10 protein-coding genes are annotated in these 18,478 nt (G+C 71.1%); 8 read left to right on the plus strand and 2 right to left on the minus strand.

What is annotated here, in order from left to right; all coding sequences use genetic code 11:
* Window positions 1-97 precede the first annotated feature (97 nt).
* Window positions 98-805, minus strand: a complete 708-nt coding sequence (locus tag Q4I23_RS19500; protein ID WP_454020545.1) for a Crp/Fnr family transcriptional regulator — start codon at window positions 803-805, stop codon at window positions 98-100.
* Between the two features lie 371 nt (window positions 806-1,176).
* Here Q4I23_RS19500 and Q4I23_RS19505 point away from each other — a divergent pair, with 371 nt between their 5' ends.
* The 8 genes from Q4I23_RS19505 (at window position 1,177) to Q4I23_RS19540 (ending at window position 16,471) form a co-directional block, all read left to right on the plus strand.
* A complete protein-coding gene (locus Q4I23_RS19505) occupies window positions 1,177-3,456 on the plus strand; it encodes an ATP-binding protein (protein WP_498527278.1) in 2,280 nt (759 codons plus the stop codon).
* Window positions 3,449-3,931, plus strand: coding sequence for a response regulator (locus tag Q4I23_RS19510; RefSeq protein WP_237907992.1), 483 nt, complete (start codon window positions 3,449-3,451; stop codon window positions 3,929-3,931). Before Q4I23_RS19505 ends, Q4I23_RS19510 begins: the two co-directional genes overlap by 8 nt.
* A 16-nt stretch (window positions 3,932-3,947) precedes the next feature.
* Complete coding sequence (locus Q4I23_RS19515; protein ID WP_498527279.1) at window positions 3,948-6,857, plus strand: PAS domain S-box protein; 2,910 nt, start codon at window positions 3,948-3,950, stop codon at window positions 6,855-6,857.
* 67 nt (window positions 6,858-6,924) lie between these two features.
* Window positions 6,925-9,432, plus strand: coding sequence for a phosphoenolpyruvate--protein phosphotransferase (ptsP, locus tag Q4I23_RS19520; RefSeq protein ID WP_498527280.1), 2,508 nt, complete (start codon window positions 6,925-6,927; stop codon window positions 9,430-9,432).
* Complete coding sequence (gene pfkB / locus Q4I23_RS19525) at window positions 9,429-10,400, plus strand: 1-phosphofructokinase (RefSeq protein ID WP_454020549.1); 972 nt, start codon at window positions 9,429-9,431, stop codon at window positions 10,398-10,400. The genes ptsP and pfkB overlap by 4 nt, the downstream gene beginning before the upstream one ends.
* A 26-nt stretch (window positions 10,401-10,426) precedes the next feature.
* On the plus strand, window positions 10,427-12,265 hold the full coding sequence (locus Q4I23_RS19530) for a PTS fructose-like transporter subunit IIB (RefSeq protein ID WP_498527281.1): 1,839 nt from the start codon (window positions 10,427-10,429) through the stop codon (window positions 12,263-12,265).
* Between the two features lie 170 nt (window positions 12,266-12,435).
* The gene (locus Q4I23_RS19535; RefSeq protein ID WP_498527282.1) at window positions 12,436-14,820 is read left to right on the plus strand and encodes an ATP-binding protein; all 2,385 of its coding nucleotides are present in this window, start codon (window positions 12,436-12,438) and stop codon (window positions 14,818-14,820) included.
* Window positions 14,821-14,920: 100 nt separating this feature from the next.
* A complete protein-coding gene (locus tag Q4I23_RS19540) occupies window positions 14,921-16,471 on the plus strand; it encodes a tetratricopeptide repeat protein (RefSeq protein ID WP_498527283.1) in 1,551 nt (516 codons plus the stop codon).
* Here Q4I23_RS19540 and Q4I23_RS19545 read toward each other — a convergent pair.
* The coding region (locus Q4I23_RS19545) for a TonB-dependent receptor (RefSeq protein WP_498527284.1) at window positions 16,423-18,478 on the minus strand (2,056 nt) is incomplete at its 5' end. The two genes, Q4I23_RS19540 and Q4I23_RS19545, sit on opposite strands and share 49 nt — an antisense overlap.

An 18,478-nucleotide genomic window follows, 5' to 3' on the forward strand; every position in this document is an offset into this window, starting at 1 on the left:
AACGCAGGGGAGGGAACTGCCGTCGCTTTGCGATAAACCCCCTCCCCTGCGAAGCGGGGGAGGGTCGGGGTGGGGGTGCCGAGGGATTGAGCCTCGTCTACCCGTCCAGCACCACCGCCTCCAGCGCGGGCAGGTCGCAGACGAAGACGTTCGGCGCCTGCTCGACCACCAGACCCGCACGCTTGAACTCGGCGATGGTGCGGCTGGCCGTCTCCATCCCGACGCCGAGCATGGCGCCCAGATCCTCGCGGCCCGACAGCAGGACCGGCTCGCTCGGAGCATCGGCGGCAAGCTTCAAAAACAGGCGGGCCAGCCGCCGTCGGGCGCTGCCGGTGGACAGCTCGGTCAGCCACTCGTCGGCCTGGTGCAGGGATTGGTACCAGCGCTCCATCAGGCGGGCGTGCAGGCGCGGCGTCTCCTTGCTCAGCCGCTCGACCACGGCCCGCGGCAGGCGGCAGGTCTCGGCCTCCTGAAGCACGACGGCGGTGTGCTCGTAGGGCTTGCCGACCAGCACCTCCAGCCCGGCCACGGCGCCCCGACGGAGCAGCCGGACAATGCGCTGCGTCCCGTCGGGGAGGAACTGGACCAGCTTCACCAGCCCGCTGCGGATCGTGTAGAGGGAGCCGCCCTCGTCCCCCGTGCTGTAGAGCGTGGCGCCGGGCTGGAAGCGCAACTCGTCGATGGGAATGTGGATCAGGTCGAAATCCTGGTCGCGCAGGTCGCCGAACAGGACGAGGTCCCGGATGGCGCAGCTGCTGCAGCGCGCGGTGCCCAGCCGCGCGGCGTCGATTCCGTTCCGATGCACTCCTGCCCGCCTTCCGTCCGCCGGACCCGTTCCGGTTCCGCCCGAAGCTTCGGAGCGAATTTTACGCGATCCGGTCGAAAAGTGCCAACCGCGTGGATCCGCCCCGCGCGATATCCCGTATCCTGTCCTACCCCCTCTTCCCACGTTGCGGGCAGCGAAAGGCAATCTATATGACCAATCGCTTATGCCCTTGTTCTGAAGTGGTATTGTCTCAGTCCCCCGCCGTTGATAACCAAAGAGATGCCCGCCACGTCAAACATTCGACATTATCTGAAATCATCGAATAGACCGGACGGCGAGCAGGGCATTAAGGAGCGACCTATTGGATTGTCATTGTTTTCGGAATGAACGCTGCCGCGAGGATCAGCGCCATGACTGTTGGTGATTTGGACCTCGACGCCTGCAGCCGGGAACCGATTCATCGCCCCGGCAGCATCCAGCCTCACGGCATGCTGTTGGCCTTCTCCGGAAGCGACGTCGGCGACACCCTGATCCAAGCCAGCGCCAACGCCGCGCCGGCGCTGTCCCTGCCGCTGGTGCAGGCGTTGGGTCAGCCGTTGGAACGGGCGCTGCACCCGCAGATCGCCGCCGCAGTCCGCTCCTTTCTCGCCGCCGGTCCGGTTCCCTCCCGCCCGGTGCCGGTCGCCTTGACCGAACTGCCCGGTGCCGGCCGTTATCAGCTTCTCGCCCACGCCGTCGATGCCGCGGCGGGCAACAGCGTGGTGATCCTGGAACTGGAACGGCTGGAGGGGCTGGAGACCGACCTCCTCGACCACGTCTACCCGCGCATGCGCGAGGCGCTGGAGCGGTTGGACGCGCTGAACGCGCCGACCGACCTTCTGAGCTGCGCCGCGCAGGAGGTCCGCGCGCTCACCGGCTTCGACCGCGTGCTGATCTACCGCTTCGACGCCGACTGGCACGGCACGGTGGTGGCGGAGGACGGGAACGGGCGGCTGCCCTCCTACATGGACCTGCGCTTTCCCGCCTCCGACATCCCCACCCAGGCGCGCGAGCTGTACCGGCTGAACCGCCAGCGGCTGATCCCCGACGCCGGCTACGCCCCGGTGCCCCTGGTCGCGCTGCCGCCGGTCCCCGAAGGGGCGCCGCCGCTGGACCTCAGCTTCTCCGTCCTGCGCAGCGTGTCGCCGGTGCATGTGCAATACATGCGGAACATGGAAACCGCCTCCTCCATGTCGGTGTCGATCCTGCTGCACGGAGCCCTCTGGGGGCTGGTCTCCTGCCACCACCACGAGCCGAAGGCGGTGTCCTACGCCGTGCGCTCGGCCTGCGACCTGATCGCGCAGATCCTGTCGGTGCGCATCGCCGCGGTGGAGGACCGGCGCGACGCGGAGCACCGCATCGCCCTGCAGGCCATCCAGGCGCGGCTGCTGGCTGCCATGGCCCAGGCCGATCCCTTCATCGCGGGCCTGACCGAGCATCCCGACGACCTGCTGCGCTTCGCCAACGCCAGTGGGGCCGCCGTCGTCTTCGAACGGCGCTGCATGCTGGTCGGCGACACCCCGACGGAAGAGCAGGTGCGCGGCCTCGTGGATTGGCTGGCCGGCCAGGGCGAGCCGGAGCAGTTCGAGACCGACAGCCTGCCCGCCCTCTACCCGGCTGCGGCCGATTTCGGAGGCAAGGCGGCGGGGTTGCTGGCCATCGCCGTGTCGAAGCTGCACGCCAGCTACGTGCTGTGGTTCCGGCCCGAGGTGGTGCGCACCGTCCGCTGGGGCGGCGATCCGCGCAAGCCGCTCGACCACGATGGCCGGGGGCTGACCCCGCGCGCCTCCTTCGAAACTTGGAAGGAGACGGTGCGCCACCGCGCGCTGCCCTGGACCGCGGCGGAGCGCGACACCGCCGCGGCGTTGCGCCACGCCGTCATCGGCATCGTCCTGCGCAAGGCGGAGGAACTGGCCGCCCTGTCGCGGGAGTTGGCACGCTCCAACAAGGAGCTGGAGTCCTTCTCCTACTCCGTCTCCCATGACCTGCGCGCGCCATTCCGCCACATCGTCGGTTACGCCGAGCTGTTGCAGGAGCTGGAGTCGGATCGGTTGAGCGCCACCGGGAAGCGTTATCTGGACGTTATCGTGGACGCGGCCAACAGCGCCGGGACTCTGGTGGACAATCTGCTGCACTTCTCGCAGATGGGGCGCAGCGAGCTGGCCCCCGTTTCGGTGGACATGAACGCCCTGGTGGCGGAGGTGCGGGAGACGTTGGCCCCCGACACCGCCGGGCGGGCCATCGACTGGGACGTCGCCCCGCTGCCCACGGTGCGCGGCGATCCCGTGATGATGCGGCTGGTTCTGCAAAATCTTTTGTCGAACGCCATCAAATACTCCCGTGGCCGGGAACCGGCGCGCATCGCCGTGGGTTGCGAGGACCGGCCCACCGAAACCCTCTTCTTCGTCAGGGACAACGGGGTCGGCTTCAATCAGGCTTACGAGAAGAAGCTGTTCGGGGTCTTCCAACGGCTGCACCGCAACGAGGAATTCGAAGGCATCGGCATCGGTCTGGCCAACGTGCGCCGCGCCGTGGACCGCCATGGCGGGCGGACCTGGGCCGACGGGCGGCTCGACAAGGGGGCCATCTTCTACTTCACGCTGCCGAAAGCCGGGACGGCAAAACCGGATCTGCGAGATCTTGATGAGTGACCTGAAACCCATCCTGCTGGTTGAGGACAATCCGCGGGACCTGGAGCTGACCCTGGCGGCGCTGGAGAAATGCCAGCTCGCCAACGACGTCATCGTCGCCCGCGACGGCGAGGAGGCGCTGCGGATGCTGACCCGCCGCGATCCTGAAACCGGGAAGCCGACCCAGCTTCCCGCCGTCGTCCTGCTCGACCTCAAGCTGCCGAAGATCGACGGGCTGGAGGTGCTGGAGCGGGTGAAGAGCGACCCCGAGACCCGGCACGTCCCCATCGTGATGCTCACCGCGTCGCGCGAGGAGAGCGACCTCGTGCGCAGCTACAAGCTGGGCGTGAACGCCTTCGTGGTGAAGCCGGTGGACTTCAAGGCCTTCTTCCAGGCGATCCGCGACCTGGGCGCCTTCTGGGCGATCCTGAACGAACCCCCGGTCGGCTGCGCCCGCCGTCCGGCGGGAACCCCACCTGCGGGAAAAGGCGCCTGAAGGAATGCCCTCCGGAATGCCCTCCGCGGTGACCATCCTGCATCTGGAAGACAGCCCGCTGGACTGCGAGCTGGCCTGCGCGCGCCTGCGGAAGGCGGGAATCTCCTGCGACGTGACCCGCGTGGACACCCGCGCGGCTTTCGAGGCGGCGCTGGTCAAGGCGGCGATGGACGGGCGGCACTTCGACCTGATCCTGGCCGACTTCTCCCTGCCCGATTTCGACGGGCTGGAGGCGCTGGGCATCGCCAGGACCCGCGCCCCGGAAACCCCGTTCCTGTTCCTGTCCGGGCGGATGGGGGAGGAAACGGCGGTGTCAGCCTTGAAGATGGGGGCCCGCGACTATGTGCTGAAGCAGCGGCTGGCCCATCTGCCCGCCGCGGTGGAGCGGGCGATCCTGGAGGCGCGCACCCTGGCCGAGCGGCGGCAGGCCGAGGAGAATCTGCGCCGGCTGCGGCAGGCCATCGACGACATCCGCGACTACGCCATCGTCACGCTGGATCTGGAGGGCCGCATCACCTCGTGGAACGAGGGCAGCCGCCGCCTTTTCGGCCACACCGAGGAGGAGGCGCTGGGCCGCCCGCTGTCGCTGCTCTTCGCGCCGGAGGAGCGTTGCGCGGAGAACATCCGCGGCCTGCTGGCCGGGGTGGCGGAGAAGGAGCGCTGCGAGGTCGAATGGATCCACGCGGCGCGGGACGGGCGGCGCTTCTTCGGCTCCACGGTGCTGACCGTGGCGCGCGATGCCACGGGTGCGCCGGCCGCCTATTCGGTGGTGGTGCGCGACATCACCGACCGCCGCGCCTCGGAAATCGCGCTGCGCGACAGCGAGGCCAAGTTCCGCGCCATCGCGGAAAGCATGCCGCAGCTCGTCTGGTCGGCCCCGCCGGACGGGCTTCCCGATTATTACAACCTGCATTGGTTCGCCTACACCGGCACCCGGCCGGAGGCGATGACCGGCACCGCCTGGATGGAGGTGGTCCATCCGGACGACCGGGCGCGGACCGCCGCGCTGTGGACCGCCGCGGTGCGGTCGGGCGATTTCTACGAGGTCGAGTACCGGCTGCGCGAAGCCGGGGGCCGGTACCTCTGGTTCCTCGGGCGGGCGGTGCCGCTGCGCGACGGCGACGGTCGGATCACCCGCTGGTTCGGCACCTGCACCGACATCGACGACGCGGTGAAGGCCCGCGCCGCCCAGGCCGACGCCCGCGAGGATCTGGAGCGGCAGGTGGCCGAGCGCACGGCGGAGCTGGTGGCCGCCAACCGCCGGCTGCTGGGCGAGGTGGCGGAGCGGCAGCGCGCCCAGGCCGACCTCAGCGCGCTCTACGCCAAGACGCCGGTGCCGCTGCACTCCCTGGACGCCGAGGGGCGGCTGCTGAGCGTCAGCGACCGCTGGCTGGAGTTCATGGGCTACGAGAGCCGGGGCCAAGTGCTTGGGCGCAACATCACGGAGTTCATGCCGCCGGACGTCGCGCGGGAGCACCGGGAGAACCTTTGGCCGGAGCTGCTGCGGCTCGGCGCGTTCCAGGACATGCCCTACCGGCTGGTCAAGCGGTCAGGAGAGGTCGCCGACGTTCTGGTGTCCGCCCGGATCGAGCGGGACGGGTGGGGGAGCTTCCTGCGCACCATGGCCGCCGTGGTCGACGTCTCCGCCCGCCTGCGCGCCGAGGCGGAGCGCGAGCGGGCCGAGGAGGCGCTGCGCCATTCCCAGAAGATGGACGCGCTGGGCCAGCTCACCGGCGGCATCGCCCATGACTTCAACAACCTGCTGACGGCGATCTCCGGCAATCTGGACCTGCTGCTGTCCCGATTGGACACGGCGGAGCGGGCGGACCTGCGCGACTACGCCACCCACGCCAAGGTCGGGGCGACCCGCGCCGCCGGACTGACGCAGCGCCTTCTCGCCTTCGCCCGGCGGCAGCCGCTGCGCCCCGACGCGACGGAGCCCTGCGTGCTGGTCCAAGGGATGGAGGATCTGCTGCGCCGCACGGTGGGCGAGCAGGTGTCCATCGCGACCGATTGCCCGCCGGACGCTTGGGCGGCTTGGTGCGATTCCAACCAGTTGGAGATCGCCCTGCTGAATCTGGTGGTGAACGCCCGCGACGCCATGCCGGACGGCGGGCGCATCACCATCACCGCCGCCAACGCCCATCTGACGGCGGCCGACGTGGCGGGCGACGCCTCCGGCGCGGCGCCTGGCGATTATGTGGTCCTGACCGTCGCCGACACCGGCATGGGCATGCCGCCCGACATCATCAAGCGCGCCTTCGATCCCTTCTTCACCACCAAGCCGATAGGGCAGGGGACAGGGCTGGGGCTGTCGCAGGTCTATGGCTTCGTCAGCCAGTCGCACGGGCTGGTGCGCATCGACAGCGAGGCCGGGCGGGGCACCGCCGTGCGCCTCTACCTGCCGCGCTGCGACGGGGAGGAGAACGTTGGCCTTCCACCGGGCACCGTCGCGGCGCCCGCCGCCAACGGCGCGGTGGATGGCGTGGCGGACAACACCGCCGGAACCGTGCTGCTGGTGGAGGACGAGGCGCTGGTCCGCATGGTCGCGGTGCAGGCGCTGGAGGACGCCGGGCTGGACGTGATCGAGGCGTCGGACGGGACGGAGGCGCTGGAGTTGCTGGACGGCGGGCTGCGCGCCGATCTGGTGGTGACCGACGTGGGACTGCCCGGCATGAACGGGCGGCAACTGGCCGAGGCGGTGCATGAGCGGCGGCCCGAGCTGGGCGTGCTGTTCATGACCGGCTACGCCTACGACGCGACGCTCGGCACCGGCATCCTGGAGCCGGGCTGCGAGGTTCTCCAGAAGCCCTTCGAGACGACGGCGCTGGTTGCCCGCGTCACCGGCATGCTGGCCCACACGCGTGGCGGCAGTGGTGGTGGCGGTGCCCTGCGCGAATCTGTCCCGGAACGTCGCTGCGACTGATGCGTTACTCTCCTCCAAGGACGAGTCCGGCCCCGCGCACGGACTCCGCGCGGGGGGAGGACGGGCGATGCTTCAGGTCTCCGAATCGCAGGTGCGCCTTGGGCTCTCCGCGCCGGATAAGACGGAGGCCATCCGCATCGCCGGGCGGGCGATGGTCGACAGCGGCCTGATCGACCCCGGCTACATCGACAGCATGCTGGGCCGCGAGGCGGTGTCCGGCACCTACCTCGGCAGCGGCATCGCCATCCCCCACGGGCTTCCCGACGCGCGCGATCTGGTGCGGCGGACCGGCGTGGTGGTCGTGCAGTTTCCGCAGGGCGTCGATTGGGGCGGCGGGGAACCGGCGCGGCTGGTCGTCGGCATCGCCGCCAAGTCGGACGAGCACATCGCCGTGTTGCAACGGCTGACCGGCGTTCTGGGCGATCCCGCGGAGGCCGCGCGGCTGGGCAGCACGGGCGACCCGCACGCCATCATGGCCGTTCTGAACGGCGAGGCACCCGCCGCGCCCGTGAATGAGTCGGCCGCGCTTCCCATCGACGGGGACAGCATAGCGGTCACCGCCCCCTCCCCCCACGGGCTGCACGCCCGCCCGGCAACGGCGCTGGTCGAGGTCGCCAAGCGCTTCCGCGCGGAGATCGCCGTCCGGCATGGCGGCACCACGGCCAACGCCAAGAGCCTGATTTCCCTGCTGCGCCTCGGCGCGTCGGGTGGTCAGCCGCTGACCGTCACCGCGTCGGGTGAGGACGCGGCGGCGGCGCTCCAGGCCATCCGTGCCGCCTTCGAGGCGGGATTGGACGAGCCTGTTCCCGTGGCGATGCCCACGGAGGAGCCGGCCCCGCGGACCGTCCCGGCCGATCTCGATTACGACGGGCGGGTGATCGCCGGCATCTCCGCTTCCCCCGGCGTCTCCATCGGCCCGGTCTGGAAGTTCCAGCGCGAGGAGCTGACGGTCGCCGAGACCGCCCCCGATCCCGAAGCCCAGCACCGCCGGCTGGATCAGGCGCTCGCCGCCGCCGCCGCCGACCTGCGCAACCTGCACGAGGAGTTCTGGAAGAAGGCCGGCGCTGCCAAGGCGGCCATCTTCAAGGCGCATCAGGAGCTTCTCGACGATCCGGAGATGGTCGCCGAGGCCCATGCCCTGATCGACCGCGGCAAGAGCGCCGGCTGGGCGTGGCGCGCGGTCTACGAGGAGCGCGCCGGCACGCTGGCCCAGCTCGCCGACCCGCTGTTGGCTGGCCGGGCCGCCGACCTCAGCGACGTCGGGCGCCGCGTGCTGCGCCTGCTGGCGGTGGTGACGGAGAGCGTGGCGGCCCTGCCGGACCACCCCGTCATCCTGCTGGCCGAGGATCTGGAGCCGTCCGACACGGCGAAGCTCGACCCGGCCAAGGTGCTGGGGCTGTGCACGGCGGGGGGCGGCGCCACCTCCCACACGGCGATCATCGCGCGCTCGCTGGACATCCCCGCGGTCGTCGCCGCCGGGCCGTCGGTGCTGGACCTGGAGAACGGACGGGCGGCGATCCTCGACGGCGACGGCGGCGTGCTGGTCGCCGACCCCAGCGCGCGCGACCGCGGCCGCGCCGCCGAGGCGAGGGTCAAGGTGGGCGAGCGGCGGGAGGCCGAGCGGCTCGACCGCTACAAGCCCGCCATCACCACGGACGGCCGGCGCGTCGAGGTCGCCGCCAACATCTCCGACCCGGCGGAGGCGGTGCAGGCCGTGGAGGCCGGCGGCGAGGGCGTCGGGCTGATGCGCACCGAATTCCTGTTCCTTCAGCGCGACCTGCCGCCGGACGAGGAGGAGCAGTTCGCCGCCTACCAGACCATGGTGCGGGCGATGAACGGGCTGCCGATCATCCTGCGCACGCTGGACATCGGCGGCGACAAGAACGTCCCCTATCTGCGCATGCCGGCGGAGGGCAACCCCTTCCTGGGTGTGCGCGGCATCCGTCTGTGCTTCGAGCGGGAGGACCTGTTCCGCACCCAGCTCCGCGCCATGCTGCGAGCCTCCGTGGAAGGGCCGGTGCGCATCATGTACCCGATGATCGCCGCCCCGGCGGAGCTGGAGCGCGCCAAGGCGATCACCGAGGCGGTGCGGCGGGAGCTGAACGTGCCGCCGGTCGAGCTTGGCATCATGATCGAGGTGCCGTCCGCCGTGATGATGGCCGACCGGCTGGCGCGGGAGGTGTCCTTCTTCTCCATCGGCACCAACGACCTGACGCAGTATGTGCTGGCGATGGACCGGCTGCATCCGGTGTTGGCCCCGCAGGCGGACGGGCTGCACCCCGCCGTCCTGCGCATGGTGGAGCACACGGTGGACGCCGCCCGCCGCGCCGGAATCTGGGTCGGCGCCTGCGGCGGCGTGGCCGGCGACCCGGCGGGGGCGGTGCTGCTGTCCGGACTGGGCGTCACGGAGCTGAGCGTGGCCATTCCCGCCGTTCCCTCGGTCAAGGCGCGGCTGCGCGCCATCGCCATGGCCGACGCCGAGCGCACCGCCCGCGAGGCGCTGGACTGCGCCGACGCGGCGGAGGTAAGAGCGTTGGTCCGCCAACGTTTCGCCGACGCCGGAGGTGTATCATGAGCCCGCAGCCCACCCCACGCCCCGGTGTCGTCACCGTGACGCTGAATGCCGCCATCGACCAGACGCTGGACGTGCCGGGATTCGCCGCCGGAGCGGTCAACCGGGCGGTCGCCGAGACGCGGACCGCCGGCGGCAAGGGCATCAACGTCGCCGCCTTCCTGGCCGGCGCCTCCTTGGCGGGCGGCGCCACGCCCGTCACCGCCACCGGCTTCCTCGGCGAGGAGAACACCGCCGTGTTCGACGCGCTGTTCCGCCGCCGCGGCATCCGCGACCGCTGCCTGCGTCTGCCGGGCCGCAGCCGGGTGAACATCAAGCTGGTGGACCGCGAGGGCCGCTCCGTCACCGACATCAACCTGCCGGGCTTGCATGTCCCGGCGGAAAGCTGGCGGGGGCTGCTGACCGTGGTGGACGACCTCGCCGTCACCAACCGGACCTTCGTTCTGTCGGGCAGCGTCCCGATGGGCGTGCCGGACACCGCCTATGCCGAGATGGTCACCGCCCTGCACCGGCGCGGCGCCTTCGTGGTGGTGGACGCCAGCGGCCCGCCGCTGCGCCACGCCGTGGCCGCCCGCCCCGACATGGTGAAGCCGAACGCGGCGGAGCTGGCCGAGCTGCTGGGCCGCCCGCTGAAGGATCGGGCCGAGGTGGTGCGCGCGGCGCGCGAACTGTCGGAGTCCGGCATCGCGCTCGTCGTCGTGTCGCTGGGCGCCGAGGGCGCCGTCTTCGTGGAGGGCGGCCGCGCGCTGCTCGCCGTGCCGCCGCCCGTGGAGGTCGCCAGCACGGTCGGCGCCGGGGATGCCATGGTGGCCGGGGTCGTTGCCGCCCGGCTGGAGGGCATGGGGTTGGAAGACTGCGCGCGGCGCGGCACCGCCTTCGCCGCCGGCACGCTGTCCCGCCTCGGCCCCGAACTGCCGCCGCCGGAGCGCCTCGCCGAGCTGATGCGGGCCGTTCGGGTGGAGGAATTGTAAGGCATTTCAGCGCCGGAGGGATCGCGATGGCAAAGCTCGTGGCTGTGACCGCCTGCCCGACGGGGATCGCCCACACCGTCATGGCGGCCGAGGCGTTGCGCCGCACCGCCGCGCTGATGGGCCACGCCATCGCGGTGGAGACCCAGGGGTCGAACGGTGTGCAGACGCCGCTCTCCGCCGCCGACATCGCGGCGGCCGACGCGGTGATCCTGGCCGCCGACATCGCCGTGGACGATTCCCGCTTCGCCGGCAAGCCAATCCTGCGCACCACGACCGCCGCGGCGATCCGCGACACCAAATCGGTGGTTGGCAACGCCCTGGCCGATGTCCCCGGCGCGCAGCCCGAAGCCGCCCGTCCGCAGCCAGCCCCGAAACCGGCTCCCACCGTGGTGCGCAGCCCCGGCCTGCTGGTCGCCATCACCGCCTGCCCGACCGGCATCGCCCACACCTTCATGGCGGCGGAGGCGCTGAAGCAGGCCGCCCAGGCCAAGGGCTACCGCATCAAGGTCGAGACCCAGGGCTCGGTCGGCGCGAAGAACGCGCTGACGGAGGAGGAGATCGCCGAGGCCGAGGCCGTCATCATCGGCGCCGACACGCACGTCGCCACCGACCGCTTCGCCGGCAAGCGCCTGCTGAAGACCTCGGTGGGGGAGGCGCTGAAACAGCCCGCCCGCGTGATCGACGAGGCGCTCGCCCTGCCGGCTCCGGCCGCGGCCGGGGCTATCGCCGCGCCCGCCTACGCCAACGCGGTGTCGGGGGCCAAGGCGCGGCAGAAGGAGACGCAGTCCGGCCCCTACAAGCATCTGCTGACCGGCGTGTCCTTCATGCTGCCCTTCGTGGTGGCCGGCGGTCTGCTCATCGCCCTGTCCTTCGTCTTCGGCATCGAGGCCTTCAAGGAGCCGGGAACCCTGCCGGCGGCGCTGATGCAGATCGGCGGGGAGGCCGCCTTCGGGCTGATGGTGCCGGTGCTGGCGGGCTACATCGCCTATTCCATCGCCGACCGGCCCGGCCTCGCCCCCGGCTTCATCGGCGGGATGCTGGCAGCCAAGATCGGGGCCGGCTTCCTGGGCGGCATCGTGGCGGGATTCCTGGCCGGCTACATCGCCCGCTGGCTGCGCGACACCATCCGGCTGCCGCAGAATCTGGAGGGGCTGAAGCCGGTGCTGATCATCCCGCTCCTGGGCACGCTGGCGGTCGGTTTGCTGATGGTCTACGTCATCGGCACGCCGGTCGCCGCGATCATGAACGGGCTGACCGCCTTCTTGCAGAGCATGACCGGGGCCAACGCGGTGGCGCTGGGCGCGCTGCTCGGCGCCATGATGGCGCTGGATATGGGAGGGCCGGTCAACAAGGCGGCCTACACCTTCGCGGTCGGGCTTCTGGCCTCCAACACCTACACGCCGATGGCCGCGGTGATGGCGGCGGGCATGACGCCGCCGCTCGGGCTGGCGCTCGCCACCATGGTCGTGCCCAGCCGCTTCACAATGCAGGAGCGCGAGGCGGGCAAGGCCGCCGGCGTGCTCGGCCTCGCCTTCATCACGGAAGGGGCGATTCCCTTCGCCGCCAAGGACCCGCTGCGCGTCATCCCCGCGGCCATGGCCGGGTCGGCGGTGGCCGGCGCCGTGTCGATGTGGTTCGGCTGCGGCCTGCGGGCGCCGCACGGCGGTGTCTTCGTGCTGGCGATCCCCAACGCGGTGGCGCCGCTCGGCCCCTATGTCCTGGCCATCGTCGCCGGGACCATCGTCACGACACTCGGCCTGATGATCCTGAAGCGCCGTGTCGAGGCCGACCCGGCCGCGGCACAGGCCCTCGACACGGCGGCTCCGACCTCGTCCAGCCCCGCACCCAGCGGGGCTGGTCACTGAGACGCCGGGATGACCGCACCCGCTGATTGTCGGTTCCACCGCAAATTAGTTTTAATTTTCGCCAAAATTGAAAGAACTCGACAACTCCAGAGTGCTATCGCTAGCTTTGCGATGTTCCGCCGCCGGCCTGTTCCGCAGTCCCCTGGAGGAACGGCAGCCGGCGGAGCCTGATGAGGATCTCGTATCGCATAGCGACGGTGGGCGGAATCCCGGTGGTCATCGCGGCGCTGATCGCGGTGACCGCCTGGATTCTGCTGGAGCGCGCCGGCCGTTCGCGCGAGGCCGCGGTCTTGGCCGGCACCGTCTACCGTGAGATGATCGCCGCCACCGCGGCCCGCAACGACTTCATCCATTCCGCCCCCGAAGGCCGCCTGCCCCACGAGATCACGTTCCGCCGAGCCACCCATGGCGCGCGGGAGGCGCTGGAGGCGCTGGGCGGCTTGGCGGACCAGGGCGCCCAGGCCGACGCGGTCGACACCGCCCGCCGCGCGTCGGACCGCCACACCGCCCGGCTGGAGGAACTGGTGGACGCCATCGCCTTCGGCGACGCCCGTGCCCGCGGCATGGCGGAGCAGGAAGCCCGCCTGCTCGCCCTGGCCGAACAGGCGGGCCAGCGGCAGCACGCCGCCAACGCGGCGCTCGTCGCCTCCCTGGCCGAGGTCGACCGGCGGTTGCTGGACAGCCGGGCCGTGGTGGACGATCTGCACGACCTGCGGGAAGCGGTGCTGCGCGCCCGGCTGGCTGCGAAGGACACGGCGGCCACCACCGATTCGGACGCCGATCCACCGCCCGAAGCGCAGCCGCGGCTTGATCCCTTGTCCCCGTCGCTGGACCGGTTGGAGCGCAGCGCAGACCGCCTTGCCGCGTCGCTGGCCCGGGCGGGCGAGGGGATGGGGCAGGACGGCGCACCCGCCGCCGCCAGCGACGCCTATGAGACGGCCTTCGCCGAACTGACGCGGTTGCGCGCCGAGCGGCTGGACCAGTGGACGCTGCCGCAACTGGCGCCACGCTATGACGCCGTCGTCCAACGGATGCTGGACATCACCGGCACCGGCCATGGCGCCGTCCAGGCCGAGGTGGCGGAGCTTCTGCGCCGCACGGTGTCGGCCCACGCCATGGAACAGGAAACCCAGACGGTCGCCATGACCGCTCTGGCGCTCAGCGGACGGACCCTGAGAGCGCTGGAACGGCGCGACACGCGCGGGCTGCGCGATGTCGCCGCCGAGAGCGGGCGGCTGCGCGACCGGGTGGCCGGGCTGCCCATTTCCCCGCTGATCCAGGACGGGATGCTGGCCGCCATCACCGCCTGGCGCGACGGGCTGGAGCGCGCCACCGACGGGCTGGCCCGCCAGAACGGAGCCATCGCCGCGATGGACATGGACGCCGCCGCGGTGATGAACACCGCCCGCCGTCTGAACGACCTGTTCCAGGACAGCGCGGTGCGCAGCGCCGGCCTGCTGCGCTCCACCCTGCTCATCGGGGCGACCATCGGCCTGCTGTTCGCCGCCGGGGCGGCGCTCCTGGTGGCCGGCGGCATCACGCGGCCCCTGCGCCGTCTCCAGGGCGCCACCCGGCGGCTGGCCCGCGACCCGCGCGACGGGCAGGTGACCGACCTGGAGCGGCGGGACGAGTTGGGCGACATGGCCCGCGCCGTCCATCATTTCGCCGCCGAGATCAACCGCCGCGAGGACGAGATGCGCCGGGCCAAGGAACAGGCGGACTCCACCCTGGCGGAGTTGCGGCGGACCCAGGCCCATCTGGTGCAGGCGGAGAAGCTGGCCGCTCTGGGGCAGGTGGTGGCCGGGGTGGCGCACGAGATCAACACGCCGCTGGGCATCACGCTCACCACCTCGACCCTGGTCCGCGAGAAGGTGCCGAAGATGAAGCGCCTTCTCGATTCCGGCCAATTGCGCCGCCGCGAGCTGGAACGCTTCCTGACCGACCTGGGCGACGTGTCCGAGTTGCTGGTCAACAACACCGTCCGCGCGGCGGAACTGGTCCAGCGCTTCAAGGAGCTGGCGGTGGATCCGGCGGGAGAGACGCGCCGGCGCTTCGACCTGCGCCTCTGCCTGATGCAGGCGGTCGAGGCGCTGGGACCCTTCTGGGAACCGGCGGCACACCGGATCGTCGTGGACTGCCCGCCGGGTCTGATGATGGACGGCTATCCGCAGGCCATCGCGCAGATCGTCTCGCACCTGCTGCTGAACGCGGTCAACCACGGCTTCGCGGACGGGGAGGGGGCGGATGGGCAAGAGGGAGAAGGGCGGAGCGGCACGGTGACGGTCGTTGCCCGCCGGGCCACGGCGGACGTCGTGGAACTGGCCGTCGCCGACGACGGGTGGGGCATCCCGGTGGCGCTGCGGCCACGCATCTTCGATCCCTTCTTCACCACGCGCCGCGACCGGGGCCACGCCGGGCTCGGCCTGCACATCGTGCACAACACCGTCAGCCAGCTCGGCGGCACCATCAGCCTGGAGGAGGGAGAGGCGGGGACGGACGGGGCGCGCTTCGTCATCCGCCTGCCTCCCGCCACGCCGGAGAAGGAAGGCGCGTGACGCCGGCGGACGCTTGCGCGCCGCGCCGGTTCCGGTTTACTGCAAGGCGGGTCCGTTCGACGATTTCCCGTTTGATGATTTGAGCGCGGGGTGCGGGGGCATGGCGACGATCGAGGAAGCCTACGCGGTCGCCATCGACCACCATCAGGCCGGGCGGCTGGACGAGGCGGCAATCATCTACCAGCGCATCCTGGACGCCGATCCGGAGCAGGCCCACGCCGCGCACCTGCTGGGCATCGTCGCCGGCCAACAGGGCCGTCATGACGAAGCCATCGCGCTGATCGGTGCCGCGGTGGCGCGGGACGGGCTGAACACCGATTTCCTCGGGAATCTGGGCGCGGCGCTGAAGGCCGCCGGTCGCTACGACGAGGCCATCCGTCATTTCGCCCGCGCCCTGGCGCTGGAGCCGGCGGTGCGCGGCGTTCCGGGCAATCTCGGCTCCGCCCTGGCCGCCGATGGGCGGATCGGCGAGGCCGTGCCTTGGCTGAGACGCGCCGCCGCCCTCGATCCGGCGCATTTCGAGACGTTCCTGAATCTGGGCATTGCGCTGCGTGACGCGGGCCGGTTCGTCGAGGCGGAAACGGCGCTGGAAACCGCCAAGTCCCTGCGCCCGGACCATCCGCATCCGGTCTGCGAGCTGGCGGTGCTGAAGCTGGCCCTCGGCGATTTCGAAGAGGGGCAGGCGCTTTACGAACGGCGCTGGGACTACACCGGCCAATCCGCGGCGGTGTCCGGCAAGCCGGTGTGGCGGGGCGAGGGCATCGCCGGCAAGACCATCCTCCTCTATTACGAGCAGGGCCTGGGCGACACCCTGCAATTCGTCCGCTACGCGCCGCTGCTGGCCGATCGCGGCGCGCGGGTGCTGCTGATCGTCCAGCCGGAGCTGCGCCGTCTGCTGGCCTCGGTGCGGGGCATCGACCGTCTGGCCACCTACGACGACGCGGCGGCGCTGCCGGCTTTCGACCTGTGCTGCCCGCTGATGAGCCTGCCCTTCGCCTTCAGCACGCGCATCGACGGGATACCCTCCGGCGGGCCCTACATCACGCCGCCCCCCGATCTGGTGACCGCCTGGGCGGAGCGGCTCGGCTGGAGCCAGACCGGAGGCTCCGCCGAAAAGCGCCCGTTGCGCGTGGGATTCGTCTGGTCGGGCAACCCGCGGCGCCACGACCCCACATCCCACGCGATGGACCGCCGCCGCAGCGTGCCCTTCGCGCTGATGGAACCGCTGCTCTCCGTACCGGGGATCGCGGCCGTCAGCTTTCAGGTCGGGGATGCAGCGGAGCAGGCGCGGACGGCCGTCGCGGCGGGCCTGCTGACCGACCCCATGGCGGGCGTGACCGACTTCGCCGACACCGCGGCCATCGCGGCGCATCTTGACCTCGTCATCACCGTGGACACGTCGGTCGCCCACCTCGCCGCCGCCATCGGGCGCCCGGTGTGGATGCTGTCGCGCTACGACGCCTGCTGGCGCTGGTTCCGCGGGCGCGACGACAGCCCCTGGTACCCGACGATGCGCCTCTACCGGCAGGACTCGCCTGGCGACTGGGGGCCGGTCATGGCCCGCGTGGGCCATGACCTTGCCACAGCCGTTGCGGCGTGGGATCAGAATTGCGCCGAGGCGCTCAGCAGGAAGGCGCGGCCCGGCTGGTAGAGCGGGGTGACGGTGCCGAACTCCTGGCCGTAGGTGGCGCGGTCGGCGTAGGTCTCGTCGAAGAGATTGCGGACGTCGAGGCGCAGCGCCAAGTTGGCGTGCTCTGGCAGCCGGTGCTCCACGAACAGGTTGGCCGTCTGATAGCCCTTCAGCGGCTGCTGCCCGGCCTGGACCTTGTCGTAGTCGAGCACGAACTCCAGGTCGGCGCCCAGGGTCAGGTTCCAGGACTGCACGGTGTGGGCGCCGCCGATGGTGAAGACCTGTCCGATCGGCGTGGCGAGGTAGGTGCCGGTGTCGGAATCCGCGGGCAGACCGTCGATCTTGACGTCAATGTCGGCGTATTTGGCGCGGATGAAGCCGTTCGTCCAGGCGTAGCCGAGACCCAGCTCATAGCCTTCCGACCGCACGTCGCGGGCGAGGGTGGCGCTCGTGGCGGCGAAGCGCGCGGCGCGGGCGTCGTCGAGCTTGGTGCGGAAGATCCGGCCTTCCGCGGTGAAGCCCTCGTAACGGGCCTCCAGCCCCGCGGTGCTGTTGTAGGCCGTCACCGGACGCGGGCCGGCGCCGTAATTCCAGGCCGGGTTCATGATGTAATTCTCGGCCATCTGGACGCCGCCCCAGCCGCGCGACACGCCGGCCTTGGCGATCAGGTAGCGGGGCAGCAGGTCGAACTCGCCCGAGATGTTGTGGCTGAGGCCGTGGTTGGTCCATTCCCGTCCGGTCGTCCCCTCGAAGGTCTGGCGGTCGCCGCGCAGGCCGAAGGACAGGCGCAGACGCTCCATCGGCTCCAGCCGGGCCTGACCGTACAGGCCGTTGTTGCGCGCCCGCTCGGTCGCGGACATCGTCCGGTCCCGGTAGTTGGCGCGGTCCACGTAGAAGTCGGTGCCTGTCGTGAAAGTGCCGATCCGGAAGCCGAAGGTGTTCTCCAGCTTGCCGTTGAAGGAGCTGGTCGCGCCCTTGCCCGGGTAGCTCCCCGGCACGGTGCTGCTGCCGATCGGGCGGGTGAAGATCGGCGTTTCCACGTCGGTGCGGCCGTAGGCGAGCACCAGCTTGGGGTTCCACAGCTCCGTCGGCAGGGCGTCGGTGTAGGTGAAGACCATGTTCTGGCGGTCGAGCGAGTAGTCGCGCACGCGCGGCTCCCAGGCCGGGCGCCCGGCCAGCGACCCGATGTTCGCGCGGAAGGGCCGCGGCGCATCGTCGTAGACCCGCTCGTAGCTGGCCTGGAAGCGGTGGCCGCTCTCCGTCTGCACCGCCGCCTTGCCAAGGCCGCTGACCATGTCCGTCTCGGTGCCGTCCACCTTGCGCCCGTTGCCCGCGGTGTATTTGCCACCCTTGCCGTAGGTCACGGTGCCCAGCGCCTCCAGCCCCTGGTGCCGCCCGAAGCCGGCGAGGTTGGTGGTCAGGCCGGAGCCGTTGGTGTTGAAGGTGGTCTTGCCGAAGGCGCCGACGCCGTCGCTCGCCAGGAAGTCGCTGGCGTCCTTCGTCTCGTAGGCGATGGAGCCGGCGAGCGCGCCCGGCCCGGCGTCGGCGGGGGCGACGCCGGCGTCCACGCGCACCACCTTCAGCAGCGCCGGGTCGATCAGCGTGGTGCCGTTGTGGTGGAAGACCTTGTTGTTCTGGCGGCTGCCGTCGATGGTGACGGCCAGATTGGTTTCCTCGACGCCGTTCACATAGACCTTCTGCGACATCGGCACGGAACTGCCCACGCGGATCGTCGGCTCGCCGGAGAAGACGTCGCGGAGGTCGCGGGGATTCTTGCGATCCAGATCCTCCTTGGTGATGGTGATGTTGCCGCTTCCGCTGCCGGCGCCGGTCGAGGCGGTGACCGACACCGGCCCCAGCATCGTGACGTCGCCGGTCGGAGCCGGAACCAGCGTCGCGGAGCCGGTGCCGGTCGTGCGGTAGCCGACGCCCGTCCCGGACAGCAGCGTGTCGAGCGCCTGGGCGGGGGTCATGCTGCCCGACACCGGGCGGGAGCTGCGCCCGGCGGCCAGATCGGCGGAATAGCCG

The organism is Azospirillum sp. UFLA03-27 (assembly GCF_059803775.1).

Bases quoted from the DNA above. Each gene is read 5' to 3' on its own strand.
- Q4I23_RS19530 (WP_498527281.1), top strand. From the start codon at position 10,427: ATGGCAAAGCTCGTGGCTGTGACCGCCTGCCCGACGGGGATCGCCCAC.
- Q4I23_RS19535 (WP_498527282.1), top strand. From the start codon at position 12,436: ATGAGGATCTCGTATCGCATAGCGACGGTGGGCGGAATCCCGGTGGTC.
- Q4I23_RS19540 (WP_498527283.1), top strand. From the start codon at position 14,921: ATGGCGACGATCGAGGAAGCCTACGCGGTCGCCATCGACCACCATCAG.
- Q4I23_RS19505 (WP_498527278.1), top strand. From the start codon at position 1,177: ATGACTGTTGGTGATTTGGACCTCGACGCCTGCAGCCGGGAACCGATT.
- pfkB (WP_454020549.1), top strand. From the start codon at position 9,429: ATGAGCCCGCAGCCCACCCCACGCCCCGGTGTCGTCACCGTGACGCTG.
- Q4I23_RS19515 (WP_498527279.1), top strand. From the start codon at position 3,948: ATGCCCTCCGCGGTGACCATCCTGCATCTGGAAGACAGCCCGCTGGAC.
- Q4I23_RS19510 (WP_237907992.1), top strand. From the start codon at position 3,449: ATGAGTGACCTGAAACCCATCCTGCTGGTTGAGGACAATCCGCGGGAC.
- ptsP (WP_498527280.1), top strand. From the start codon at position 6,925: ATGCTTCAGGTCTCCGAATCGCAGGTGCGCCTTGGGCTCTCCGCGCCG.